The sequence below is a fragment of the Phaeodactylibacter xiamenensis genome (assembly GCF_965229835.1).
GTDB lineage: Bacteria > Bacteroidota > Bacteroidia > Chitinophagales > Saprospiraceae > Phaeodactylibacter > Phaeodactylibacter xiamenensis.
Window position 1 is genome coordinate 1,685,635 of record NZ_OZ245931.1, and the last position, 23,153, is coordinate 1,708,787.

Annotated in this window: 19 protein-coding genes; 8 read left to right on the forward strand and 11 right to left on the reverse strand. The window is 50.2% G+C overall.

The features are described from left to right. Positions 1-11: 11 nt before the first annotated feature. Positions 12-1,742, reverse strand: coding sequence for a hypothetical protein (locus tag ACO08I_RS06130; protein ID WP_421948822.1), 1,731 nt, complete (start codon positions 1,740-1,742; stop codon positions 12-14). 824 nt (positions 1,743-2,566) lie between these two features. On the opposite strand from ACO08I_RS06130, the gene ACO08I_RS06135 reads away from it, so the two are divergent. Beyond that, positions 2,567-4,072, forward strand: a complete 1,506-nt coding sequence (locus ACO08I_RS06135) for a hypothetical protein (protein WP_282775294.1) — start codon at positions 2,567-2,569, stop codon at positions 4,070-4,072. Here ACO08I_RS06135 and ACO08I_RS06140 read toward each other — a convergent pair. The 3 genes from ACO08I_RS06140 to rpsP all read right to left on the reverse strand — a co-directional run bounded on the left by ACO08I_RS06140 (position 4,069) and on the right by rpsP (position 6,901). Continuing rightward, a complete protein-coding gene (locus ACO08I_RS06140; RefSeq protein ID WP_421948823.1) occupies positions 4,069-4,524 on the reverse strand; it encodes a hypothetical protein in 456 nt (151 codons plus the stop codon). The two genes, ACO08I_RS06135 and ACO08I_RS06140, sit on opposite strands and share 4 nt — an antisense overlap. Before the next feature lie 191 nt (positions 4,525-4,715). Further along, on the reverse strand, positions 4,716-6,110 hold the full coding sequence (locus tag ACO08I_RS06145) for a hypothetical protein (RefSeq protein WP_282775293.1): 1,395 nt from the start codon (positions 6,108-6,110) through the stop codon (positions 4,716-4,718). A gap of 227 nt (positions 6,111-6,337) precedes the next feature. Continuing rightward, positions 6,338-6,901: a 30S ribosomal protein S16 gene (gene rpsP / locus ACO08I_RS06150; protein WP_282775292.1), complete on the reverse strand. Its 564-nt coding sequence runs from the start codon at positions 6,899-6,901 to the stop codon at positions 6,338-6,340. Positions 6,902-7,255: 354 nt separating this feature from the next. Here rpsP and ACO08I_RS06155 point away from each other — a divergent pair, with 354 nt between their 5' ends. Continuing rightward, positions 7,256-9,931 (forward strand): choice-of-anchor L domain-containing protein, encoded by a 2,676-nt coding sequence (locus ACO08I_RS06155; RefSeq protein ID WP_421948824.1) that lies wholly within the window; start codon positions 7,256-7,258, stop codon positions 9,929-9,931. Between the two features lie 8 nt (positions 9,932-9,939). On the opposite strand, the gene ACO08I_RS06160 is transcribed toward ACO08I_RS06155, so the two are convergent. After that, positions 9,940-10,431: an Lrp/AsnC ligand binding domain-containing protein gene (locus tag ACO08I_RS06160; RefSeq protein WP_282775290.1), complete on the reverse strand. Its 492-nt coding sequence runs from the start codon at positions 10,429-10,431 to the stop codon at positions 9,940-9,942. Positions 10,432-10,688: 257 nt separating this feature from the next. Between ACO08I_RS06160 and ACO08I_RS06165 the strand changes: the two genes are divergently transcribed. Then, positions 10,689-11,081 carry a lipocalin family protein gene (locus tag ACO08I_RS06165; RefSeq protein ID WP_044228730.1) on the forward strand — a complete coding sequence of 131 codons (393 nt, stop codon included), beginning with the start codon at positions 10,689-10,691 and terminating at the stop codon, positions 11,079-11,081. A gap of 9 nt (positions 11,082-11,090) precedes the next feature. Beyond that, positions 11,091-11,627, forward strand: coding sequence for an inosine/xanthosine triphosphatase (gene yjjX / locus ACO08I_RS06170; RefSeq protein ID WP_044228734.1), 537 nt, complete (start codon positions 11,091-11,093; stop codon positions 11,625-11,627). Here the strand turns inward: yjjX and ACO08I_RS06175 are convergent. Further along, the gene (locus tag ACO08I_RS06175; protein ID WP_421948825.1) at positions 11,605-12,201 is read right to left on the reverse strand and encodes a hypothetical protein; all 597 of its coding nucleotides are present in this window, start codon (positions 12,199-12,201) and stop codon (positions 11,605-11,607) included. The genes yjjX and ACO08I_RS06175 overlap by 23 nt on opposite strands. A 206-nt stretch (positions 12,202-12,407) precedes the next feature. Between ACO08I_RS06175 and ACO08I_RS06180 the strand changes: the two genes are divergently transcribed. Beyond that, positions 12,408-13,865, forward strand: coding sequence for a GWxTD domain-containing protein (locus ACO08I_RS06180; RefSeq protein WP_044228740.1), 1,458 nt, complete (start codon positions 12,408-12,410; stop codon positions 13,863-13,865). 63 nt (positions 13,866-13,928) lie between these two features. Here the strand turns inward: ACO08I_RS06180 and ACO08I_RS06185 are convergent, their stop codons facing one another. From ACO08I_RS06185 to ACO08I_RS06195, 3 genes are all read right to left on the reverse strand, one after another. Next, positions 13,929-15,950 (reverse strand): caspase family protein, encoded by a 2,022-nt coding sequence (locus ACO08I_RS06185; RefSeq protein ID WP_421948826.1) that lies wholly within the window; start codon positions 15,948-15,950, stop codon positions 13,929-13,931. Between the two features lie 192 nt (positions 15,951-16,142). Then, positions 16,143-16,904: an ABC transporter ATP-binding protein gene (locus ACO08I_RS06190; RefSeq protein WP_282775287.1), complete on the reverse strand. Its 762-nt coding sequence runs from the start codon at positions 16,902-16,904 to the stop codon at positions 16,143-16,145. Positions 16,905-16,913: 9 nt separating this feature from the next. Further along, the gene (locus ACO08I_RS06195) at positions 16,914-17,663 is read right to left on the reverse strand and encodes an MlaE family ABC transporter permease (protein WP_193789879.1); all 750 of its coding nucleotides are present in this window, start codon (positions 17,661-17,663) and stop codon (positions 16,914-16,916) included. A 235-nt stretch (positions 17,664-17,898) separates the two neighbouring features. Here ACO08I_RS06195 and ACO08I_RS06200 point away from each other — a divergent pair, with 235 nt between their 5' ends. Further along, complete coding sequence (locus tag ACO08I_RS06200; protein ID WP_282775286.1) at positions 17,899-18,654, forward strand: SDR family oxidoreductase; 756 nt, start codon at positions 17,899-17,901, stop codon at positions 18,652-18,654. 12 nt (positions 18,655-18,666) lie between these two features. Further along, entirely contained in the window at positions 18,667-19,356 is a 690-nt protein-coding gene (locus tag ACO08I_RS06205; protein ID WP_282775285.1) for an SDR family NAD(P)-dependent oxidoreductase, read from the forward strand. A 113-nt stretch (positions 19,357-19,469) separates the two neighbouring features. Here the strand turns inward: ACO08I_RS06205 and ACO08I_RS06210 are convergent, their stop codons facing one another. Together ACO08I_RS06210 and ACO08I_RS06215 are read right to left on the reverse strand one after the other, a co-directional pair. Next, positions 19,470-21,392 carry a tetratricopeptide repeat protein gene (locus ACO08I_RS06210; RefSeq protein ID WP_421948827.1) on the reverse strand — a complete coding sequence of 641 codons (1,923 nt, stop codon included), beginning with the start codon at positions 21,390-21,392 and terminating at the stop codon, positions 19,470-19,472. After that, complete coding sequence (locus tag ACO08I_RS06215) at positions 21,385-22,734, reverse strand: hypothetical protein (RefSeq protein ID WP_282775283.1); 1,350 nt, start codon at positions 22,732-22,734, stop codon at positions 21,385-21,387. Before ACO08I_RS06215 ends, ACO08I_RS06210 begins: the two co-directional genes overlap by 8 nt. A gap of 68 nt (positions 22,735-22,802) precedes the next feature. Between ACO08I_RS06215 and ACO08I_RS06220 the strand changes: the two genes are divergently transcribed. After that, entirely contained in the window at positions 22,803-23,045 is a 243-nt protein-coding gene (locus tag ACO08I_RS06220) for a YkoF family thiamine/hydroxymethylpyrimidine-binding protein (RefSeq protein WP_282775282.1), read from the forward strand. Positions 23,046-23,153: the final 108 nt, after the last annotated feature.

The following is a 23,153-nucleotide window of genomic DNA, read 5'->3' on the forward strand; positions in this document are numbered from 1 at the left end:
AAGAAAATGGGTTACCCCAGCCAGTCATCGCTGTAGAACGCCAGTAAAATGGCGCCAATGACGACTACCAGAAGCAGCAAAAACAGCCACAGTGGCATTCCCAGCACCGTGATACCTTCTGCCATTTTCACCTCACAAACAGTACAGCTAAGCGCCAAGTCATTGGCAGCGATACCAGCCTCGTCAATCAGGGTAACGGTGCCCCGCGGAGTGCACACTTCACTATTGTAGGTGTCGGGGGGCGCATTTTCATCCCTGAAGGCTATGCAAGCCTGTGTAGGAGGCAGCGTGCCAATATCGGTGCCCGAACGGGTATACGCCAGAAAGGAAAAGTAGCCGGAACGTGCAGCCAGGCTTTTGTGCTCACTCGTGCCTGCAAGCCTTAGCTTGGGAAAAGTGACTGTCAGCGTATTGGCAGCAGTGTCTTTCTCAATATCAAAAGTTTCAATCCCCGGCGCTACAGAAAACAGTTCCTGATCGGAAATGCTGGCCACATCCACAGCAGCAGGCAGCGGTATGCGCACTTTTACCGCACCGGTTGCCCCGGCCCCTTCATTCTCAAAGGCGACCTTGATCAACAGTTTTTGCCCGGCAAGGCTCGTATCCGGGCAGGCGCACGCCCAAAGCTCAATGAGGTTCGGATCATAGGACCTGCGGACGCTCTGCATGGCGCTCGTGTAAGCTGCCGGCTGCAACTCCCCAAGTGTCAACGTACCCGATGGGTCTCCTAAAGTGGCAAGTGGTATGCCTTGCTCTAACAGGGCAGACAGGTTAAGCTTGCTTACCCCTTCCGCTTCTTCAGCACTCAGCTGAGGAAAGCTGAAGTTACCGGGTTCCAGCAACAGCACTGCAGCGTAGCTGGCCGCACCGGAACCACCTTCCGGAATAGAGTCATAATGTACATTCCGGTTGAAGACAGGCAGGAAGAAATGTTGCTCCTGACCGGGCTGAAGACCGGATACCCGAAAGACCTGAAGGGCCCGATAGGTATTCCCGGAACTGGTACCTGACAGGTCTACGGCATCATAAGTATCTAATCTGAGTGCATTGGGCAAGTCAGGCATTTCAGAACTTTGCTCAATGAAGGCATCAGTTTCTGATATTGAGAACTCCAGCTTCTCAATGACACCTGCTCCTTTCTTCTTCAGGCGCCTGGCGGTTTCAACGGTGAGTTTGCTTTCGTGAAAAAGCAGTAAATACCCATTATATGGCGCTGCCGCGGACACAATACCATTGCTGTCGTTTTTCACAGAGACGGTCAGCACGGTTCGGCCATTGGGTATCAGTGCCGGATGATCAGGGGTGATCGCGATAAGCGCCGTATCGGGAACAGCTTTGGTTTTGTCCGGGGTTGCTGCTGCAACAGTCGGGCCTGTTCCGGACACAATTTTGGGGGGCGGGTCACCATCTTCATCACTGTAAATAGCTTTGGAGAAGACCACCGCTTCGGCCGTAGCACCGCCAAGGGTTGCGCCATCAAAGCCATGAGACTGCTGGAATACCGTATTAGCTTCATCAGCAGTGTAAAACTGGCCATCGTTAAAAATCAGGAAAAGCTGCCGGTATGGCTGGGGCACATCGGTCCCTTCAAGTGGGGACAGAGGGGCAAGATTGAGGGTAAGAACGGCCGGATCATCGGCATCCTTAAGGTTACCGGTAATTTGGGCAATCGCTGTTCCTTCAAATAAACACAGGAAGGAACCTACCCAACCCAGGGTAAGGAGGAAAGATTTCAAGTTCATAGTTGCTCGTGGTTTTTAGGTGTCGGCAATTGCCGCGGTATATATGTTTGGCAGGAGGCCTTTGCATGGTAACGCTTTTGGGCTTGCACCAAAGCCTCCTGTACTGCCTCTAAAATACGACTTTTTCAGGACCACCGGGCAGGCACACCGTTTGTCCCTCCGATATAACGACGGCCTTTGTCCCGATGGCTTTCATTTGGTTTTTCGCTTGGTTTTTTAGTTGCTGCAAAAAAAAGAACTGGGCAGTGGTTTAACCCCTACCCAGCCCGGAATAATAGCAACTATCTACTTATCTCCAATTAGGTTGTGCCCACCGTTGTGGACGCGCCCTTCTGAAAATAAAACACCCTAAATTCTTCAGCTGCCTGATTCGGCAGTTAGATCTTGTTCATAGTTTTTTCAGGTTCTAACCCGAACTCCGGAGAGCGGAGCCGACTGCCCCGGAGGACAATACGGCTGCACATTTGCTCTACGAAAATTTTCTCATAGTAAGTTTCTAACCTTAGTAGTGCCCCGTGTTTCAAATAACGTTGTTGACTAATTACAGTTACAAATGTAGGGGGATTGCACGCACCGCTCAAACCACCGATTCCACTCACTTTAAACTTCTAACAAAGAAAAAACGCTTATATTTATACTCAAATACATTTATAAAAATCACAAAACCCTGAATTACAAATCTTTAAAAACCCCCAACACCAGAGTTTTGATTAAATTCCTAAGCCTTCTAAAAAAACTTAAATTATTTAAAAAAAGCACAAACCAACCCAAGGAACGGTGGCTAAAACCAAAGAAGCGGCACGAATAACCTATTATACGGCAACATGAAGCATCAAAATGACCTGTTCGACCTCATACAATCCATGTCAAAATCCGAAAAGCGCTACTTTTCACTGGATGCAAAGAAAAGCGGGCGCAGCAGCAGCCGTTACCTGGACCTCTTTAAGGCCATCAACCGGATGGAAGCCTATGAGGAAGAAAAGCTACAGCAAAAATTTGGCAACAGCCTGCCCACCGATAAGCACTACCTGTATAACGCGATCCTGAAAAGCATGCGGGACTATAACAGCTCCAAATCCAAAGCCGCCCGGATCAAGGAAATGCTGCTCGACGCTAAATACCTTTATAAAAGAGGGCTATACCACCAGAGCGAGGAGCGGCTGGGGCAAGCCAAAGCTTTGGCCAGGGACCTGGACGATCAGCTGGCGCTTCTGGAGATCAGCCGGGAGCAGCTGAATTATGTCTGGACAATGAAGCAGGGCGACTACGGTTCGCAAATTGAAGATCTGCTGGCAGACAAAGATGAGTACATACACCATATTAACGAGGAGCTTCGCTACCTTTCCCTGGCTTATAAGATACAGGTAGCCAAAGAGCAGCATCAGGCAACAGACCGAAAGGCAAGCAGTGCTGCTTATGCAGAACAACTGCAGGCACAATCTGCCCCCCTGCCTTCTACCGCTCATGCGCAGCGCCGGTTTTTGCAAAGCCATGCTTTGCTTAATGACCTGATTGGCGATGTGGAACAAGCCAACACCTACTATGCTAAGATGGTCGAGTGGTGGGATGAGTACCCCCACATCAAGGACGAAGAATACAACCGCTATCTGGCCGATGCCTTCAACCTGCTACATGCCTCCTACAGTCAGAAAAAGTATGATCAGTTTGAGCAGTTGCTGACCAAAATACAGCAGGAGGAAGCAGGCAGCTACCACGATCAGGTGTTGGTTTTCAAACAACTGACCAACTACCAACTGCTTTATCACATCAACCTCGGGATTGAAGAGGGGTATGAGCGCTTACTGCAACGGGTAGAGGAAGGCATCGCCACCTATAAATTGAATCCGGTGAGCCAACTGATTATTGCCTTCAACGTTACGGTCCTTTTGCTCATCCTTGAGCAGCATAAGGAATGCCGGTCATGGGCAGACAAAGTATTGCAACACTACAACCGGAAAGTCGAAAGCGAGCAGTTCCGCCTGGCCACCCTGCTCATCCGCCTCATGGCCACTTATTCATTGGATGACATCGACGAATTCGACTCCGGACTGCGGGCCCTTCAGCGCAGCATACGACAACAGAAAACCGAAACCCCGACCCGCTTCTTCCGAGCCTGCTCTTCCTATTTAAGGAAACTGTACGATCAGCCTGCCGGTAACCGGAGGAGCATCATGGAGGAGTTTTCCAGCCTCATCGGGCAGTACAAAACGGACCCGCCTGAGCGTATCCCCCTCGGACTGGATGACCTGGTACTGAACTGGCTGGAAAGCAGACAGACATCCAAGCCGCTAAGGTTGGTATTTAGAGATCAAGCTAAAAAAAGTAATTAACGATCCGGTGAATCCGTATCTGCCAAAATCATGCTTTTAACGACGATCGAATTGCCTTTGCGCTGAATGTTGAGCACCCGGCCGTCCAACTCAAAAAACACCAGTTCCGGCTTATAGTCATATTCAGCATTATTGCTGCGGACCTCTACCTCTGTGGCGCCAACAAAAGACAGCACCCGCCGCCGCCGGTGGTAAGCCGCCGACCAAACTGTTTTTTCAGTTGAAAGCTTCACCTCCGTTTTGGACCGGCTGAAGCCAATCTGCCGGCCATCTTCCAGTTCGATGCGCTCTGGTGAAGCCGGGGCCTCAAAATCGGTAGCTACAGTGAGCTGCCCCTTGAGCACGCCAATGAGGATGCCCTTTTTATTGTCTAACGAAAAAGGAATAGCCCGGTCATTATCGATCAGGTAAAGGGTATCCATCTCTGTAGAGAAGGTAATGTTGTTGATCATGGTGTAGACGTTTTGCTTGATGATCTTTAAGGTTCCCGGCCCGTTGGGTGGTCCAAAAAGCAGCTGAGACAGCCAATTGAAAAGACGACGGAGGGGTTCCATAGTATGTAAAGTAAGTCTTTGCCAAAATTAACAAAAAAGCCCTTCGCGGGAAAGCAAAGGGCTGTAGAGTTCTATTGGTATTTTGCGTGTTATGAAGTTTTCTTTCGCTTACGGCGGGTTTTAAACATCTCCACGACTTCTTTCTCCTTGAGGAATCCAAGATCCTGGAAGGTTGTGGCTACAAACTTCTTGATATCCTGATAGTCCTTTCCGCGCTTGTCGGTGTATTTTTTCAGCAGCTTGCCCACGTATTCCAGGCTCAGCTCCTTGAGCTGCTGATTGAACTGCTGATTGGCGAAAATATTCATGTAGACCGGATAGAGCTTGGAAATCTCAAACAGTTCCGGGTAGTCAGTTTCCTCCAGGTTGCTGATCAGGCGGTTAAAATAGCCGTAAATGGTCTGCCGCAGGCACTCATTGATGTTGCTGAGCCCCTGATATTGAACATAAAATGCTTTTACCGCCTCTTGCGCTTCATCTGTAGTATAACCCTTGCTGTGCACTTCGTCGAGCAGGTCATAATATTTGGAGAGATCATCTTTGATTTTATGGTCCATTACCGATGATATCCGCTTATCAGCATCGGGGTCGATAACCACTTCCTCTTTCAAATGCAGCTCCAGGAGGTATTCCAGGTATTGCTCCTGAAAATCATCCATGCTTTGGCGCACCTCATTGAAATGCTTCCGCAAGTGGTCGAGGTCATCGCCTTCCAGATTAAAGAAAGAAGCATAGAGCACCAGCACTTCGAGGTGCTCACGGTGGCCCTTGAAATCTTTATTCTCCACAAAACTGCGCAGGTGCGGTATGATGCTGCTGTTATCATAGTTGCCGTCTACTCGGTAAAGCAGGAATCGCTTGAGTGGCGAGTAGAGGGTTTTCAGGTCGGACAGCGCTTCCGGGAACTCTGCAGACATAAAGTTCTCGCTCCGGAACTGCCGCTGATAGCGCTGATAACCTCTGACGCGTTCTTCCAGCACACGATAGCGGTCCAGCTTTTGTCCCTGCAGGAAGTAACGGACCCGCTTGTTGTCCACTTCGTTAATCAGGTTGGTCACCCAGATATCGCTGCTCAGCGCAAAGCCCATTTGGATAGACTGCCCGATCCGCTTACGCAGCAGGTCAAAATTAGCAGAATTGCAAATAGCCATCAGGACTTCCTTAAAATGCTCCTGCGTACGGGTGTACTTCATCAGCGCAACATCCACTTCTCCGCGCAAAACAGTGAAGCCAAGAATTTTCGGCAGGAAAAGCCCCTCAAACTCCGGTTGCAAAAGGAGGGTCTCGAGGGCGATCAGTTGCAGGGGATGTGCTCCCGCCACTTCATCGTAGACCATTGCGATACGGGGCTCGAACATCTCTTTGAGCTGCATATACTGCTCTTCCTCTTCTTCTTCAAGATAGGCCTGCAGTTCATCGGACTCCTGAATCTCAGCGCCCAGGGCTTCCAGTTTGGTTTTATACGCTTCGGCTAACGCTTGCATGAATGTATATTTTAAAAACAAACCTGATAGTGCAAATTAATGCACTACCAGGTCAGATATTATAGAATTAAAGTATTGCCTTGGTTTTGAATTGCAAATATAACTTAATGTGGGATAAAGCGCAAAGCTTTCTTATGAATATTATCCACATCAGTTCGCAAAATGGCAAGAGGGTTTACCTATACCCGGCAAACCCTCTTGTTTCATCCTTGAGGAAAAAATTAAGACTAATCTTCTTTTTTCTCTTCTTCGGCAGGTTGCTCTTCAGAGGCTGTTTCTTCAGCAGCAGGAGTCTCTTCAGCAGCAGCTGCTGCTTCAGTACTTTCTTCTGCTGCTTCAGCAGTTTCAGCAGGAGCTTCTTCCTCTTCGGGCTCAGGGGCCGGAGGAGGAGGTGGAGGCGTACCAGATAGCTTAGCCAGTAAATCCGCACGCTCAGCAGCAGTTTGCTCAAAGCGGGCAGCAATTTTAGACTCCTTCGCGTCGATCCACTCCTGATATTTGGCTTCAGCCTGCTCCTCTGTGAGGGCACCTTTAGCAACTCCACGCATCAGGTGGCGCTTGTAGTACACGCCTTTGAAGCGCAGGATAGCACGTACGGTATCCGTAGGCTGTGCACCCTTTTGCAACCAATCAAAAGCTTTTTCCCGGTCGATCTCAATCGTCGCAGGCTTTGTCATCGGGTTGTAAGAACCCAGTCGTTCGATGAAGCGACCATCGCGCGGTGCGCGTCCGTCTGCGACAACGATGTGGTAGAAAGGACGCTTGCGGCGGCCCTTTCTTTGTAAACGCATCTTAACTGCCATTGGCTTGTTAAAATTATTGTGGTGAAAACGTACCCGCGTAACTTGAATATCAAGCGGCGGGTTTTTAACGGGTGCAAAGGTAAGGCAATTAGTTGGATTGTTCAAGCTTAGCCCGGCAACAAAATCAAAGACAAATTTAGCGTGTCACAAATTGACGAATAAACGTACACCAATTATTTCTAAATTAAGCCTACCTTTAAGTTTAGCTTATCCCTGAAACCCACCCCCTTTCTACCTGTCGGATTGATCAGTTTATTTTGCGTATTTTTCCGTTATTAATTTGCACCAGGCCTCTTATTGGAGAAAGGCCGTGCGGATTCAAATATCCAAGACCCAGATAACATGTGCAGGTTGGCGAATATTAGCCTTTGGACGATTTTGGTACTGCTTACACTCGCTGGAAGCCACCGGTCTGAGCGCTACAGCTATGCCTTGCCCACAGGCAGTATTGTCACCGACAATACCTACACCGTTGAGGAGCTGGTGCAGGACATCTTCGTGGATGGCGCCTGCAATACCATTACCAACATACAAGCTATTGGCCACGAGGAAGGCATTGGGTATTTTGAACAAGGCAGCAGCAGTATCGGGATGGAACGGGGCGTCATCCTCGCCACCGGCCCCATTGAGAATGCCCACGGCCCCAACAATTATACTGATTTGTCCGGCTACTTTGAAGATGCCTCCGGCGACCCGGACCTCAACAGCCTGGCGACCGGGCAGGTTAAAGATGCAGTGGGGATCGAATTTGATTTTATGCCGCTTGACTCTGTAGTAGCCTTCCGCTATATTTTTGCGTCTGAAGAATACTGCGAATTTGTCGGAAGTATCTACAACGATGTCTTCGGGTTCTTCATCTCAGGGCCTGGTATCAATGGTGCGTTTTCCAATAATGCCCAAAACGTTGCCATCCTCCCGGGTACATCTGATTTCGTATCCATCAACAACGTTAATTATGCGGATAACCCCCACCTTTACGTCCACAATGAACTGGCAACGGATGCTAATGTATGCGACCTACCGACACCGACCGGCACTTACCATCCGTTTATTGAATACGATGGATTCACCACCAAGCTTACAGCCATTCTGAACCTCATCCCCTGCGAGACCTACCATATACGGCTGGTCGTTTCTGATGTGGGGGACTACTATTTTGATTCGGCGGTTTTCCTGGAGGCAGAAAGCTTTAACCTGGGCGGCGAAGTGCAGGTGAGAGCTGGCACAGGAATTACAGCACAAGCGCCGGCCCCGGAAGGGTGCCCCGGCAATTACTTCGTGTTTGAGAGAGCCCCGGGTTCGGACAACACCGCCCCGCTTTCTGTCAGTTATCTGGTCAGCAGCAGCAGTACCGCTGAGGAGGGTATCGACTTCCCGGTTCTACCCGGCAGTATCACCATTCCCGCCTTTCAGAATTATGCCACCCTGCCCGTTGACCTGATCAATGACGGGCTGGGAGAGCCACTGGAGCATATTGACCTTAAGCTCGATATTCCCTGCGCCTGCTATTCTGACTCCACCACGATGTACATCACGGACAGCCCGGGCTTCGAGCTTTCTGTCCCGGATATAGCCGTATGTGAGGGTGGGACCAATACGATGTCGGCAGAAATAAGCGGCGGCACAGGTACCTTCACTTATGCATGGAGCAACGGCCAGAACAGCAGCTCGATCACCGTATCCGGTGAGCAACCCACACCTTATTATCTGACCGTGACTGATGCCTGTGGGAATGTGGAAACGGATTCCGCCAGTACCTACACTACACCTCCACCCACTGCTTACATAAGTGGAGAGGAGCTTATTTGCGAAGGAGACACCGCCTGGCTGACAATCAGCCTTGAGGGCAGTCCGCCATGGTCAATTGGTTATGAGGTGGAAGGTGAACCATTTCAAGTGAACAACATCCAACAGTCGCCCTATCTGCTCCCTACTACTTTGCGGGGCTCTCATCAGCTGACCCGCGTGGCTGACTTAGGCTGCGAGGGCGAAGTTGGGGGCAGCGCATGGGTGGAAGTAAACGCCATTACGATAACCGCAGAGCTTACCAACGCTTCCTGCTCGGCCGGTACAGATGGCAGAGTTAAGGTAAGCCTCGGCGGAGGCACGCCTCCCTATGACTGGTTCTGGCTGGATACGCCCGAGCCTGATTTGGAAAGAGAACAGCTAAGCCCGGGCGCTTACACAATTATAATAACGGATGACAGTGGCTGTGAGAAGGAGGCGACTTTCGAAATTAACGCTCCCCCGCCCCTGCTGCCTTTGCAGTTTGACTGTGAATCCATTAGCTCCGGCTCAATTAAAGCCAGTGCCAGCGGTGGCACTCCCCCCTATCAGTATGCTATCAATGGCGGCACTTTTAGCGGTCCTGCAATTTTGGATCAACTCACGCCGGGCGAGCATTATCTGATCACTATTCAGGATGCCATGGGCTGTGAAGTCGAACAGGCCACGCTCTGGCCGGCTGCCTATGAACGCATTGCAGACCTGCCAGCTTTAATGGAATTGAAATCAGGCCTGACCGATACGCTACAACCCCAATATAACATACCTCTCAACCTGATCTCAAGTATTCGGTGGTCACCGGCTAACGGCTTGAGCTGTACAGACTGCCCATTCCCTACCGTACAGCTTTCTCAGCCCGAAACCTACACCTTGCGGGTGGTTGACCTCTATGGCTGCTCCACGGAGCTGACGATTGCAATCACCCTTGATGAGTCGGTTGATATCTATGTCCCCACTGCTTTTTCTCCAAATGGTGACCACGTCAACGACCGGCTGAACATCTATGCCAATACCTCACAGGTAGAGAAGGTTCTGATTTTCCGGATTTTCGACCGTTGGGGAGGCCTGATGTTCGAAAACAAAGACTTTCCGCCCAACCGGGAACAGCTGGGATGGGATGGCACTTTCCGCGGACAGCAGATGGACCCCGGCGTGTATACTTACATGGCGATCCTGGAGCTAACCTCCGGTGGTCGGAAAACGATTGGCGGGCACGTCCTGCTAATGCAGTAAGTTATGACCTACCCTTCTTCATCAAGGAATGGCTCATCTGTAATATGGATGGGCCGGTTGATACTCTCCTGAAGGGAGATAAAGGTTTCGGTACGTTGTATACCATTGATTTTCTGCACCTTATCATGCAAGACATCCCGCAGGTGTTTGGTATCCCGGCAAACGATGGTTGCAAAAATGGAATACAACCCGGTTGTGTAGTGAGCCGCTACCACCTCCGGAATTTTAGCGAGGTCTCTTGCCACATCTTCATAAAGGGAGCTTTTATCAAGATAAATCCCAAGGAACGCAGAAATATCGTAACCCAGTTTACTCGGGTCGACTGCCAGGTTATACCCCTTTACGATGCCCGCATCCTCCAGCTTTTTCATGCGCACATGAATAGTGCCACCGGACACAAAGAGCTGCTTGGCGATATCGGTATATGGTTTCTTAGCATTCCGCATCAGGATAGACAGAATTTTTCTGTCCAGGTCATCAATTTCAGTTCCTTTAGCCATACATTATCATTTCTTCAGAGACAGGGAGGGTTATTTGAATAGCGCTCAAAATAAACGAATATTCCTGAATTAAATTAACATTCTTCAAATAACCGTTCGTTTACGAACTAGTTCGTCATGCACGAAACATCTGGCTATTTTTTAGCTTCTAACAATTGCCTGCCGGATAGTGTACGTTTGGCCGCTGATTTTGCCTGATGATTCTCAAGGTCAGCTCAAAATAATTGGTACTTTTGCGAATAAATCATTGGATAACTATGAACTCTATGCGCATTTCCAACTCCTTTATGCTGTGTATTGGCCTGATGCTGCTAGCGGTTTCCTGTACAGAGGAGCCGCAGAATATTCAGGAACTTTTACCTGGCAGGTGGGAATTACAGCAGGCAACCCGCAATGGTGAGCCGACCCGGTCGCTGGCTGATCTTTACTACGAATTTGACGCCGATGGCAGCATGCGGACCAATCTGCCGGTAGCTAAAGGCGAAAGCGACTATCAAATCTCTGGTCAAAGTATTGAGCAAAACCAGGATGGCAATATTATCGCATATACCGTTGCTTCCATCACCGACAGCACACTCGTCCTGCAAACTGAACTTAGAAATACGCCCTTCCAATTCAACCTGCTGCGGGCTATCCCTAACCAAGAATAAAATTCCACTATGGCCTCACTAAAGGTGATTGTTGCCTCTCTCAATCCCGTAAAGCAGGCTGCAGCCCGGCAAGCTTTCGAGCAAGCCTTTCCGGATATGGCCATTTCTATCACCGGAGTGGATGTCCCTTCAGGTGTCCGGGATCAGCCCATGACAGACGCGGAGACGCTCCTCGGGGCACGGCAAAGAGCGCAGCGGGCCCAGCAGGAACAACCACATGCTGACTTTTGGGTAGGCCTGGAGGGTGGCGTGGCCGATGCACAGGGGTTAGGGCTTCAAGCCTTTGGCTGGATGTGTGTGCGCACCGATAGCCGGGAATACAGTGCCCGAAGTGCCAGCTTCCCGCTTCCAAGAGCAGCAGTGGCGGCTATTGAAGGCGGCGAGGAACTTGGGCCGGTCATGGATGGCCTTTTCAAAGAGCAAAACACCAAACACAAAGGTGGTGCCGTAGGCCTGCTCACCAATGGGCTTGTGAGCCGGGAAGCCCTCTATATCCAACCACTGATTTTTGCGCTTATCCCCTTTATGCACGAGCCGTTGTTCTGATGGCTGCCATCCGCTGAAGCCGCATCCGGTGGTGCCGCTGTAGCAAAACCGGATAGAAGTTGCCCAGGAAATTGATGAACAGGCATAAAATACCCAGTACAGGCTGTACGAAAAAAACAATATATGTGCCAACTGCACTCAAGAGTACAAAAGGAAGAAGGTGCCCGAACTCTGCCTTTTTCGACTGCTCAGCAAGATGCTTCAGCCCATCGGCACGGCCGTTAAAATACCTTTGCTGCTTCGCTTTGCTGCGCCACAGCGTAGCCAACAGTAACTTCCGGAAATGCTCCACCCCAAAGGCCTGATAAAGCCGCTTCAACTGACCGGGGTTAGCAATATGGTAGTACCGGGCCGGCAGTAACCTTTGTGTAGGCAGGGCAAAACCGGCAAACGCAAATATGCCGGTTATAAACATGTTGATCACCCAGGCCAGAAATACGGCCGGCCAAAAGCTAATATCTGCATAGTAATCCATGCCGGACAGCAGCCCAAAAGACTGAAAAACTAAAAATGCAGAAGCCAGGACCAGCAGGGTCTGCTTTAACACCTGCTGTAAGGTAGATTTGTACGGCATAAAAGATTGACTTTTTTAAGCGGGCCAATTGTCTGTTACCAAAATACAACTTTTTCCTTTTCCTTTTTTTTATTAAAAAGACATCTCATTCAGGAGTTCAAAAGTTGCAATTACGAACGCCGGGCTGACATTCACCCGTTTTTCCCGCCCTTGGGCTGGCTTAACTGCTATCTTTATTGTAAGTTGTAAGACTCAAACGCTATACCATGAAAAAGTTTATCCTAACCATGATCACCAGCCTTTGCTTTACGCTCGGGCTCTTCGCAATAGACGCCAGTATCTCCTTTGCGACTTTCAGGACGCCGGATAATCCTTACATCGAAGTTTACCTGCACATTGCCGGGCAAACGGTAACCTTCAATGAGATGCCCGATAGCCTGTACCAGGCAAATGTAGAAGTGGTTATTCTCTTCAAGCAGGGAGAGGAGATTGTCAAATTTGACAAGTATGCCCTCAACAGTCCGCTGACCAAAACCCGGATTGATTTCATCGATCTCAAGCGTTTTGCACTTGAACCTGGCGACTACAACCTCGTGGTCGCCGTTTCTGACCTCAACGAGAAGGACAATGCCAAAGAGTACAATACCAACTTCAGCATTGGCTTCCCCGAAACAGAAATATGCCAGTCAGGGCTGACCCTGCTTTCCAGCTACACAAAAGCCGAGCCCGGACAAAATAACATGTTTGTCAAGAACGGTATCAAAATGGAGCCCCTGCCTTTTAACTTCTACAGCCGCCACGCTTCCCGACTGATTTTTTATAATGAAGTTTACAATTCTGACCAGGCGTTGGGTGAGGACTACCTCGTCAGCTATTCTGTGGAGCCTGCCAACAAAGAAAACGCCAAACCCATCATGATCGGGCATAAACGGCAGAAACCCGCCCCCATTGTCCCTGTACTTATTGGCATGGACATCACTGAGCTCCCCTCCGGCAATTACAACCTGATTGTGGAAGTGCGTGACCGCACCAAAGGGCTCCTTAGCAGTAAGACCGTCTTTTTCCAGCGCAGCAACCCATTCCTGGAGGAGGCCCCCATCGAAATGGTAGACTTCGATGTAAAGGAAGAGTTCGTTCAGCTACTGGATGCGGAAGAGCTGGAGTATAGCCTTCGCGCACTGACACCGAAGATGCCACAAAATGATGTGGAGGCGGTGAATACCATGATCAAATCAGAGAACCTCGAAGCACAACGGCTATACCTGTTCAGCTACTGGGCCGGGCAGTCCCCTAATAATCCTAAGACCGCTTACGATAAGTATATGGAGATTGCCGCAGCAGTCGATAAAATGTACGACAGCGGCTTCCGCCACGGCTTTGAAACCGACCGCGGATACTACTACCTCAAATATGGCCAGCCCGATGATATGGAAATGCGGGATCAGGAACCCTCTGCGCCACCCTACGAGATTTGGACCTATTACGAATTCCCGTACACCAATCAGAATAACGTGAAGTTCGTTTTCTACAACCCGTCCCTTTCTCCGGGAGACTACGTCTTGCTCCACTCCACTGCTATTGGCGAACGTAACAATCCGGGCTGGCTCAGAGAGCTTTACCGTGATGCGCCAGCCAACGAGCTCAACGGGAATGACCCCTTCGGCGGCACCGATGTGATGGACAACTTCAACCGGAACGCCAGCCGGGTCTTCCGGGACTACTAATTTACGGTATGCAGGACGACATGTGGAAACCTGTGCTGAGCATAAACGGCACAGGTTTTCTTTTTATCCCCGGGCAAAGGTAACGATCATGGGCGTTGAGCCTCCAAAGCCATCCGCCACATAAAAGGTGAGCTGCATTTCCGAAGACCGGATATAGTTGATCACCCCCGGGCTTCCGCCCCATACGCTGGAATACAGGTAAATATTTTGACCTTCAATAGAATACGTTTGCTGCTCTGTGCCGGCCGGGCTGTAGACAGAGACCTGACCATTACTGCTGAAGGAATACACGTACTCCGAGAGGTCGGTCCCGTATTGTCCGGCCAAATCAGACAGAGACTGCCCGTTCATCACGATATCCTCTACTGCCCAGTCACCGAGGATGAGCTCCTGTGGGGTGGCAGCAGGCTTAGCCGCCGCAGGCTTGCCCTGACCGGAAGACGCTCTTTCCGCAGGAGGCATTTGCTGTACGCTTTCCGGCGACTGGTAAACCGGTTCATCGGTATAGAGCTCTTCTTCTGGCAGCAGGTTGCCAATGACCCCCAAAATGATGAAAAACAGGGCAAACCCTCCAATCCATTTCAGCAGGGTTCCGCCCCAGTTGCCCTTTTGTTTTTTTGGCAGTGTTGCTGTTTTGGCACCCCGGGTGGTGGTTTTGGCGTAAGCTGTCTCTCGCGAAGCAGCCGGAGCCGGGCTATTGAGCCGTTGCCGGCAAACCCTGATCAGGTCTTCCAGCTTGGGGTCATCGCCATGTTGGGCTGCCTCATTGAAATACTGCAGGGCCAGGCGGTAGTTCTCACGCCCCATCGCTGCTTTGCCATTATTGAGGCTCCGCACAAAGGCAATCCCATTAGTGCAAAGGTTGATCTGCTCCTCCACGTAGGTGTAATCCGGTGCAAAGCCCGCCATGAAATACTGCAGGCTTTCCCGGTATTTTTCCCGGGCGCCCTCCATCTCCTCCTTTTGAAAAAGGCGTTCCGCTTCATCAACGAGTGCCTGATACTGTTCCTGAATACCTTCGCGCTCTGCATCTTTTTGCGCAAGCTGCTCCAGCACCTTACGGCGGTCTTCCTGCTGCGCCTCCAGAGCATCCAGGCGTTTTTGGGCGGCTTCCAGGTATTTGCCCTTACCGGCATACTGTTTGAGGTAATTGCGGTAGGCCAGCTCATTATCTTTTTGCCGGGCATTTTCCCAGATGGTGTCCTCCCTTAAAACCAGGAGTTGCTGACTAGCCCGCCGGGCAAATTTCCCGCCCGGATAATCATTGAGATAGGCCTCGTAAGCAGAAACGGTCCCTTCCTGCTCCACTTTGCCCCACAGCTCATCCTCACTCACTTTGAGGTGAAAGATGAACTCTCCGCCCCGGTCGCTGGAATTCTGCAACCGCCCGTCAATTGGTGCTTGTTGGGATAACTTTGGAATATGTTCCTTGACGTACTGCACCAAAGCGGTCGTATTCAGAGCAGGGGCCGTATTATCACGTAGCCGGCTGATCAGCAGGTCTGCAAAGGGGCTGTGCTGCCCCGGCGCACCATCTGACACCACCTCTAAACGGCCGGAGCAAATGACCCGGCGCGATGGGAAGTGCTCATCCACAGAGGCGTTGCGTGTACTGGTTAGCAGCGAACCTGAAAAGCAGGAGTCCACAATCAGCAGGATGTGCTGCCCTTCCAACGCATTGACCCGCTTCAGGATATTGGCATTGGAAATATAGGTTTCTTCAGCACCCTTGCGGGCATCTTGGGGCACCCAGTAACCTTCGTCGAAATCCTGATCGAAGTAGCCGTGCCCGGAGTAGTAAATAATCAGACTGTCGTGAGGGCCCATCCCGCGCTTCAGCTCCCGAAGTACATTGTAGATACCACCTTCGGAGGCGTCCTCATTGAAGAGCTTGCGGACATCGCCCTCTTCAAACTGATACTGCTGGCAAAGGACGTTGGCGAAGGTGCGGGCATCACGCACAGCATTGTGCAGCGCCGGCCAGTGCGCGTAGTTATCGATGCCAACTACTAAAAGGTGGTTTTTCCCTTTGGCGGGATCAAAAGCAGGTATGGCGGATTCCAGGTCTAGCCCTCGGTTGCCCATGGTTTTTGGGTTTTAGCGTTGTGCCCTGAAAGATAAGGATTTCCGGTGACAAATGTGCTGCAGGGGTTTGGGTAGGGGGAGTGGGGTCCACGCAGAGGGCGCACAAGTTTTCGCAAAATACGCAAAGCCAGAGCAGACACCCCCGCTTACCGAACTTTGCGCTCCTCTTTGCACTCGTTGCGTGAAGACGCCTTACTTCCCTAAAGCCGATTCCCGCAACCGCTGCAGGAAAGGTGAGGCAAAAATAAAGTCTTGCAGCGTCTCATTATCACTTTCCAGGACCTCGCCCCTGTGCCCCCGCCAGGCTATCTCACCCTGATAGAGCAGAATGATATTCTCGCCAATTTCCATCACCGAATTCATGTCGTGGGTGTTGATCACTGTGGTGATGTTCTTCTCTTTGGTAATGTCCAGGATCAGCTCGTCAATGACAATAGACGTTTTCGGGTCAAGCCCGGAGTTGGGCTCATCACAAAAGAGGTAGCGCGGATTGAGCACGATGGCCCTGGCAATGCCCACCCGCTTTTGCATCCCCCCACTGATTTCAGAAGGGAAGCTATCGTTGACCCCGGAGAGGCTGACCCGCTCCAGGCAGGAGTCCACCTGTTTGCGTTTCTCCTTGTAGGTCATATTGGTAAACATATCGAGCGGGAAACGGATATTCTCCTCCACCGTCATAGAGTCAAAGAGGGCCGAAGCCTGAAAAAGCATGCCCACCTGCATACGGATGGTACGCACCTCCTTTTTATTCAAGTTGAAAAAGTTGGTATCTCCGTACCAAACCTCACCGGAAGTAGGTTGCAACAAGCCGACCAATAGCTTGAGCAATACCGTTTTACCCGCACCACTGCGCCCAATAATCAGGTTGGTCTTACCCTGGTAAAACTCAGTGGTAATCCCTTTCAGTACTTCCTTTTCGTCAAAGGACTTGAAGATATCTTTCGTCCGGATCATAAGCCTTGCTTAACTCGTCAGAATTACGGCCAGCAGGTAGTCGGCCACCAAAATCAAAATGTCGCTAAAGACCACAGCGTTAGTACTGGCCTGCCCCAGCTCAATACTGCCGCCCCGCACGTGGTACCCCTGATAGCAGGACACCGTTGTAAGGATAAAAGAGAACACGACCGCCTTGATGAACATCATCGTCACATTAAAGGGGTCGAAAAAGGAGCGCAGCCCTTTTATGTAATCGGCATCTGCCATAACGCCCGTAGGCACGGAAGCCAGATACCCCCCAATAATGCTGATAAATGCACCCACCGCCACCAGCATGGGAATCACCACCAGCGCCGCAATCACTTTGGGCATAATAAGGTAAGCTGCGGTATTGACGCCCATGATTTCCATCGCATCGATGTGCTCCTTTTGGCGCATGCCCCCGATTTCAGAAGCGATGTTGGAGCCCACCTTGCCCGCCAGTACCAGACAGGTAAAAGTTGGTGCCAGCTCAATAATTGTCATGTCCCGTACCACATAGCCGATGTAGTAGACTGGCACAAGCGTACCATCCAGCTGATAGGAAAACTGCACCGCCGTTACCGCACCAATAAAGATGGCAATCAGACCAACGATAAACAGAGAACCAATACCGATGTCATTCATCTGCCGCATCGTCTCCCTGTAATACATGGAAACTTTCTCGGGCCGGGATATCGCCGTACCAAGCATCATCACATAGCGGCCAAAATGGTAGAGTATATTTTTTAAAAACATGAGCCTTATTATAAAAGACGGAAACAAAATAAGTTAGACCGTTTGCGGTTTTGCGAAATTTTATAAGCGACTGAAAACTTGGAAGTTGCGTTAAAATTTCGCAAAACCTAAAGAGAAAACGGTCTGGCTTATTGCCGTCAAACTACTAAGTCTTGCGCAACTTCACCGCGCAAATGTAGAAGCTTTATCCCAAAAATGGGCAGCTTCCTGCCTTTAATTAGGCAAACCGCGCTTTTTGCATACCCGTACAAACAATACGTTGCTCCCATTCGTTGCTCCCATTATGGACCAACGCCCCACACTCCTTCTGACCGGCGCCACCAAAGGCATCGGCCGGGCTATTGCAGATCGCTTTGCACCGCATTGTGCCCGTATGGCGCTCATTGCCCGTACTGCAGCTGACCTGCAAACAGTTCGGCAGGAACTCCAAACCATCGCCCCGGAATGCCGCATTGAAGTATTCCCCTGTGACCTTGCAGATGCAGAAGCCGTACAGAATCTCTGCCAAACCCTGAAAGCCGGCTACGAAACCGTTGATATCCTTATCAATAACGCCGGCGCCTACCTGCCCGGCACCCTTTTGGAGGAACCCAACGGTACCCTGGAACACATGATGGCGGTCAATCTCTACGCGCCCTACCACCTGAGCCGGGCTGTATGGCACCAAATGCCCCGGGGCAGCCATATCTTCAATATCGCCTCCGTAGCCAGCCGGGAAGGGTATATTGGAAAGGGCTCCTACGGCATCACCAAAGCCGCCCTGTTGTCCTTCCACCACAGCATGCGTTACGAGCTCAAAGATAAAGGTATAAGAACAACTGCTATCCTGCCAGGCCCGACCTGGTCTGATTCCTGGACCGGCGCCGACCTGCCAGCGGACCGCCTGCTACAAGCTTCCGAAGTAGCCGAAGCCATTTGGAGCGCCTGGCAACTACCGCCCAATGCCGTTATTGAAGAAATCACCATCCGCCCCCAACTGGGCGATTTATAAAATACTGACAATATGAAAAACATCATCATCACCGGGGCCAGCCGGGGCATCGGGCGCGATACCGCCCTGCAACTCGCCAAAAACGGCCACCGCGTCCTCGCCCTGTCCCGCAACGAAGCCGCACTGAAGGAACTCCAACAGGAAGCCGGAGACAACCTGCACTACCTCGCCTACGACATCACCTCCCCGGATGCCCGCCCCCTGCTCGAAATCGTAGAGCCCTGGGGCACCGTAGACGTACTGATCAACAACGCCGGCTACCTGCTTAACAAGCCCTTCCACGAGACCACCGGCACCGACTGGGAAAACGTCATGAGCGTCAACTTCCACGGGCCCGTCCACCTGCTGCAAATGCTGCGCCCCTTCCTGCAGGCCGCCGAAAAAGCCCACGTCCTCAATATCGGCAGTATGGGAGGCTATCAGGGCAGTTCCAAGTTCCCGGGCTTGCTCGCCTACAGCGTCAGCAAGGCCGCCATCGCCACCCTCACGGAGTGCCTGGCGGAAGAATGGAAAGACTCTGGCGTATGCGTCAACTGCCTGGCGCTGGGTGCGGTGCAGACCGAAATGCTGGCTGCGGCCTTCCCGGGCATGCAGGCGCCAGTGAGCAGTGCGCAAATGGGTGGTTTTTTGAGCTACTTTGCCCTACAGGGGCACCACTTTTTTAATGGGAAGGTGTTGCCGGTTTCGGTGTCTACGCCCTAGTGGCTTAGGGTGCTGTTTCCCACAGTGCCCTAAGTTCCGCTTTCAGTTTTTTTTAAACACATAGGCACATAGAGCACATAGCCAGACAATTTAACCCTATGTTCACTATGTCCCTATGTGTTTCCATCCCCATCCAAAGCCGCCACCCGCTCCCGCACCGTCTCCAAATACCCCCCAACCTGCCCCCACTGCGTCCGCTCGTACAGCTTTTCCCAGACCGTTATGGATTTATCGTAGAAAACTTTGGCTTTGACTGTATCTTCCTTCGCCAGGTACAACTCTGCCAGCTTGTAGTAGGAAATAGCGAGCCCGTTTTCTAAATTTGCGTTGTGCGGGTTGTCGGCATAAAGCTCCTCACCGAGTTTTGAACGTTTCAAGAAGAAGTCGAGTGCTTTGTCGAATTGCCCTTTGGCTTGATAGATATCGCCGAGCCTTTCATACGAGATGGCCAAGCCGTTTTTCAGCCCTTCATTGTGCGGGTTGCCCGCATAAAGCTCCTCCATCAAGTCGCGGTATTTCAAAAAGAAGTCGAGTGCTTGGTCGAATTGCCCTTTGGCTTTATAGATATCGCCGAGCTTTTCATACGAGATGGCCAATCCGTTTTTCAGCCCTTCGTTGTGCAGGTTGTCGGCATAAAGCTCCTCACCGAGTTTTGAACGTTTCAAGAAGAAGTCGAGTGCTTTGTCGAATTGCCCTTTGGCTTGATAGATATCGCCGAGCCTTTCATACGAGATGGCCAATCCGTTTTTCAGCCCTTCGTTGTGCGGGTTGTCGGCATAAAGCTCCTCCGTTAGTTTCAAGTCTTTCAAGAAGAAGTCGAGCGCTTTGTCGAATTGCCCTTTGGCTTTATAGATCTCGCCGAGCTTTTCATACGAGATGGCCAAGCCGTTTTTCAACCCTTCGTTGTGGGGGTTGTCGGCATAAAGCTCCCTAAAAATCTTCAACATTTTTTTATATGATGCTTCGGCTTCTTTGTAGCCACCAAGCGCCTTATAGCAATCTCCTAATCGTTGTAGGACTTCTCCCTCCTCATATTTACCGTCGTATCCTTTTGCCGTTAAACTACCTAACATAGCGTAGTATTGTTGATAGGCTCTGAAGGCTTTCTCAAGTTGTCCGTTATCTCGTAAAACATCCCCCAGAGTTATCAAAAATCCGGCCTTCAAACTAGAGTCTTCTGCTGTGGCTAGCGCCTTCAAACCTAAGCGAGCATGCTTCTCTGCTTCTAAATATTCTCCGGCTTTGTAAGCTATTTCAGCCAATTGCTTTAGAAGTTGCGGATTGGTTGCATCGAAGGCCTCGTCATACGCTTCCAGCAGTTCTGCAGCTTGCTTGTGCAAATCCAACTCACTGTATTTAGTCGCTAGCGGCAGGGCAATCTCCCTTGCAATTCGGTGAGCGGAGTACCCCTTTTGCCTCGCTTCCTTTAGCTGGGATTCCAGCAGGTTCACCTGTAGGCGTAGCCGTTTGTAATCCTCGCTGCTCCGATAGTCTTCGCGAAAGCGGCTTTGCAAATGCGGTGTGTCGGCTTCCAGTTCGGGCTGATAGGTGAAGAAAAAGACAGAGCGGCGGCGCTGCGCGAATAAGTCAGCGGCGCGGTTAGCCAATAAAGATAGATTACGTCGGCTAAGCCAAAAGACTACTGGCAAGCTCAACTTATTCATTGCCTCACGAGCGTAATTGAGTTCATCTACGAAAGTAGCGCCCTCTGGGAGGAGTTCTCCGGTGCTGATGTCTCTTGACATTAATTCATCTATGCCTTGAACTAGTAAGGCATCAGGCTGCCTCTCAGCTATTGTGTCTTCGATTTGAGTACGGATAGAGCGGTTAGGGTCTTTTTCTAATCGCAAGACAGTTAGCTTTTTCCCTTTATTACGCAGAATTTCAGCTAGTTTCCATTTGATTTCTGATTCCAATGGCTGGTAGTCCGCTGTAGCGAATACATAACCATGTTCGTGCTCCCGGCTCAGAAAACGTGCCAGACCATTAATTAATCCAAAATAAGCTGTTTGATCCTGTTTGGCTTGATCACTCATCGATCCGTTTCCTTTCTCTTAAAATATCTACCACTACGGGATGTACATCGGTCCAACCTTCCCCGTTGTAACCGAGTATGCAAAGATTCTGGCGCAGATGCATTACTGGCAGTGTATTATCTACCTTCTTAGTCTCACTATTATGAAGCTCGACTAGTACTTTGTAATAAAGGTCAGCGGAATATTTCTCTCCATCAATAATGTTATCGGCAATATTGTTGTCGTATTCATTTTTCAAGCGCTGGATGGCGAGCGCTACATCTTCATTCAAAATAGCTTCACGTTCCAGGTCCAGGGCGCTTTCCGCCGCCTCCTGTATCATCAAGAACAAATCGCGTATACAACCACCACTTTTGCGAATGAGTTGGTCGAGTAGTTCTTCCGCTCCAAAAAGAGTATCGGTATCCATTCGCGCTGATACAATATCCCTCATAACTTGCATCCCCACCTCATTTTCTGAGCCGTCCCGATTCTTGATTTTTATCATGGGCAGCTCGTAGGGATCAGAAAAATAGTTCTTGATGTCATTGAACCGAACATGGTAATACAGCGCAATGGGGAAAGTAAAAATGACATTGGTCTGCAGTTGAGTAAGCTGATTGGTATAGTTGAAAAACAAATCTTCAGCCCTTTGAAGAGGGATTTTATCCAGATCCTCAATAATGATGACCATGTCTTTAAGACCTATCTCGTCAAGTTTAAAGCTGATTTCACGGATAAGGTTATTGCAATGCTCAATAAGGTCAGATAGCTTGGGTTCTATATTCCGCTTGAGCGTTTCTTTTAACTGCCGGCTGCTTTTGGCTGTTGCTCTGAATTTTGCGAAGAAACTTTTCAGATAGGGTATTCCGATTTTGCCTTCAGCACCGACTTCGCCTTCTACACTAATATTATATTTTTCCCGAATTTCTTTTACTTCTTCACTAACCATCCAATTTTGAATACTATCGATCAGCTCCTGCCGGATCGACAAATTCTTTTCATCTGCCACCGTAAACAACTTTTCCATTGTAACAATGAATAGCTCTATATAATTGAGATGAACGGGATCAAGTTCGTCCTGCACAGAGTAATTCAGCACCAAAAACTGATGAGAAATATCCATCTGAAGATGGTTTAGCTCTGTACTTTTTCCACAGCCCTTGTACCCAACAAACAGGAAGTGCTCATAAGAGTCAGGCAACTTCTTTAGCAATCTGGCTATACGTTGCCTGGGGTCTCTCGTTCCTCGCGCAGGCTTCGTCTTTTGGTAAAACTCCTCCATTTCAGAAATTCGGAGCGGCTCCCCCCGAAAAGCCTGGTAAACATCATCTAGAGTGCTAGCCTTTCTCAACGCTTTCATAAATCAGAATTTGTCCAAAATTAACAGAAATACCCAAAATCCCCTACATTAACGCTAAAACACCCACCATGCAAATCGCCATAGAAATCTCCATGTACCCCTTCCGGCCCAACTACGAGCAGCCTATCCTGAATTTTATCGGGCTACTGAAAGATGAGGACGGGCTGCGTGTACAAGTCAACGACATGAGTACCCAAATCTTCGGGGACTTTGATACGGTCATGCCCAGGCTGCAAACGGCCATGAAGCAAGCCTTCACCGAAGAGCATACCACCGTAATGGTGATGAAAGTGCTGCATGTGCCGGAATAAACGGAGCCACTGCTGGGGAGCTCCCCTCCCGGTGCTTTACCGGGATCCGGCAGGTTTGCAAAAAGTACCCGGAGCAGAGCGGGAAGCTCTACCCCAGGGCCAACAGAC

Excerpts from the sequence above, each read along its gene's own strand:
- ACO08I_RS06175 (WP_421948825.1), bottom strand. The coding sequence starts at position 12,201 with ATGCCGTACAAATCTACCTTACAGCAGGTGTTAAAGCAGACCCTGCTG.
- ACO08I_RS06140 (WP_421948823.1), bottom strand. The coding sequence starts at position 4,524 with ATGATCAACAACATTACCTTCTCTACAGAGATGGATACCCTTTACCTG.
- ACO08I_RS06135 (WP_282775294.1), top strand. The coding sequence starts at position 2,567 with ATGAAGCATCAAAATGACCTGTTCGACCTCATACAATCCATGTCAAAA.
- ACO08I_RS06155 (WP_421948824.1), top strand. The coding sequence starts at position 7,256 with ATGTGCAGGTTGGCGAATATTAGCCTTTGGACGATTTTGGTACTGCTT.
- ACO08I_RS06210 (WP_421948827.1), bottom strand. The coding sequence starts at position 21,392 with ATGAGTGATCAAGCCAAACAGGATCAAACAGCTTATTTTGGATTAATT.
- rpsP (WP_282775292.1), bottom strand. The coding sequence starts at position 6,901 with ATGCGTTTACAAAGAAAGGGCCGCCGCAAGCGTCCTTTCTACCACATC.
- ACO08I_RS06215 (WP_282775283.1), bottom strand. The coding sequence starts at position 22,734 with ATGAAAGCGTTGAGAAAGGCTAGCACTCTAGATGATGTTTACCAGGCT.
- ACO08I_RS06130 (WP_421948822.1), bottom strand. The coding sequence starts at position 1,742 with ATGAACTTGAAATCTTTCCTCCTTACCCTGGGTTGGGTAGGTTCCTTC.
- ACO08I_RS06185 (WP_421948826.1), bottom strand. The coding sequence starts at position 15,950 with ATGGGCAACCGAGGGCTAGACCTGGAATCCGCCATACCTGCTTTTGAT.
- ACO08I_RS06220 (WP_282775282.1), top strand. The coding sequence starts at position 22,803 with ATGCAAATCGCCATAGAAATCTCCATGTACCCCTTCCGGCCCAACTAC.
- ACO08I_RS06160 (WP_282775290.1), bottom strand. The coding sequence starts at position 10,431 with ATGGCTAAAGGAACTGAAATTGATGACCTGGACAGAAAAATTCTGTCT.
- ACO08I_RS06190 (WP_282775287.1), bottom strand. The coding sequence starts at position 16,904 with ATGATCCGGACGAAAGATATCTTCAAGTCCTTTGACGAAAAGGAAGTA.
- ACO08I_RS06180 (WP_044228740.1), top strand. The coding sequence starts at position 12,408 with ATGAAAAAGTTTATCCTAACCATGATCACCAGCCTTTGCTTTACGCTC.
- ACO08I_RS06205 (WP_282775285.1), top strand. The coding sequence starts at position 18,667 with ATGAAAAACATCATCATCACCGGGGCCAGCCGGGGCATCGGGCGCGAT.
- ACO08I_RS06195 (WP_193789879.1), bottom strand. The coding sequence starts at position 17,663 with ATGTTTTTAAAAAATATACTCTACCATTTTGGCCGCTATGTGATGATG.
- yjjX (WP_044228734.1), top strand. The coding sequence starts at position 11,091 with ATGGCCTCACTAAAGGTGATTGTTGCCTCTCTCAATCCCGTAAAGCAG.
- ACO08I_RS06165 (WP_044228730.1), top strand. The coding sequence starts at position 10,689 with ATGAACTCTATGCGCATTTCCAACTCCTTTATGCTGTGTATTGGCCTG.
- ACO08I_RS06145 (WP_282775293.1), bottom strand. The coding sequence starts at position 6,110 with ATGCAAGCGTTAGCCGAAGCGTATAAAACCAAACTGGAAGCCCTGGGC.